We start from the raw sequence: 1,636 nt of genomic DNA, 5'->3' as shown, positions 1-1,636 counted from the left end.
AGCTGCTCTTGGGTTGCTGCCAAACCACCAGTATAGGTTTGATTAGCATCAAAGGTTGTGTTACTTAAACCTGAGACTGTGCCGTTTGTACCGTCAATCATTACTGGCATATCACTGCCGACAGTGATGACATCCGCCAATCCAAGCTCGATACCGTCATTGGTAGACAATAGCGTCGTGGTTAGGTTATTGTCTGTGTTTAGCTTAATCTCTTCGCCCAAGTCAAAGGTCTTTTGCAAGGAGTCATTGACATTAAACTTGATACCCTTAGCGATGTTGTCTCTGTTGGTTGTGATGTTGCCTTCGTTGGTGCTGACGTTTTGGTTAGTGGTGTACAACTGGCTACCGTTAACCGCATCTTGGCTACTGCTAGTAACCGCTCCGTCTTTGACATTGATGATCTTTTTACCCGCATTGTTTAGACCTGCAGCAGTCAGGGTTACAGGGTTAAGTGGATTAAGACCTGTGACTGAGACACCTAAAGGAGTGACAACAGTATTAAGTATTACGTTACCCCCTGTCTTGACAGTACCAAGCGCTCCTAGGTTTAGATTGTTGTTGAGCTTAATGGCTATCTTGTCATCGATGACTTGGGTAGTGATGTTGTTGTTTGAACCAACAATGTCGACCGCATCACCTAGATTGCGCTGTACTTCATTAGTGTCAGCGGCTCGTAATGCAAAGCCAAGACTGGTAACGCCGCCAACGGCATTGTTTAGATCACCTGCATTAACCGCATTTTTCTCGTTAGTTGCTAGTGTGATGTCACCTGCACTACCTAAACCTGTGATTTGATTGTTGTTCAGGTCAATACCTTCAGTTGAGATGTTGACGCCACCAAAGTCTGCACTGATTAAACCGGTTAGGTTCGGTGCCAATCCAAGCTCGATACCGTCATTGGTAGACAATAGCGTCGTGGTTAGGTTATTGTCTGTGTTTAGCTTAATCTCTTCGCCCAAGTCAAAGGTCTTTTGCAAGGAGTCATTGACATTAAACTTGATACCCTTAGCGATGTTGTCTCTGTTGGTTGTGATGTTGCCTTCGTTGGTACTGACGTTTTGGTTAGTGGTGTACAACTGGCTACCGTTAACGGCGTCGGTTGAGTCACTTTCCAAAGTACCAGCTGCGATGTTGCTCAGCGTGGTTGGGGTACTGGTGCTACCAGTCGCTGATTGCATAGAGGCGATTACGTCGATTGCTGTGACAAGGTCGCCACTACCATCAGGGTTAGTGTTGAAGCTACCATCAGTCTGCTTGTAGAGTTTGTTGCCTGTAGCATCAGTATAGACGACTGGAGACTGGGCACTTTCACTGAGTGACTGTGCGTCTACAGAGAGGTCGAACACTCTAGCATCCCCTGATGCGGTTTCGCTGACGCTGATAGAGTTGTTGTTCGAGGTCACTTGAGTACGGGTGCCATCAACGTAGGTTTTGTTGGTGGCATCAGTCCCTACTGTAGGAGCGTCGATGAGGGTGACTTTATTAAAGGTGGGTGTATCACTCATCTGTACGTTGACACCATTTGCGGTTGTGACGGTGCTGATGTTTTTACTGTCGCCATTGATGTTGAAGGTTTGACCCAATTCTCGCTTGACGGTATTGCCACTGTCAGCGCCGAAGTTTAGACCGAGGTCTA

1 pseudogene is annotated in these 1,636 nt (G+C 46.8%); it reads right to left on the bottom strand.

Annotation, left to right across the window (positions count from 1 at the left end):
• Nucleotides 1–1,636, bottom strand: a pseudogene (locus ACTXGE_RS12435) (hypothetical protein); the annotation flags it as partial.

Origin of the sequence: Psychrobacter sp. T6-4, from assembly GCF_052258425.1 — a bacterium.
Taxonomy (GTDB): Bacteria; Pseudomonadota; Gammaproteobacteria; order Pseudomonadales; family Moraxellaceae; genus Psychrobacter.
The sequence above is the reverse complement of the archived record's forward strand: the minus strand, read 5'-3'. Positions and strand labels throughout refer to the sequence as shown.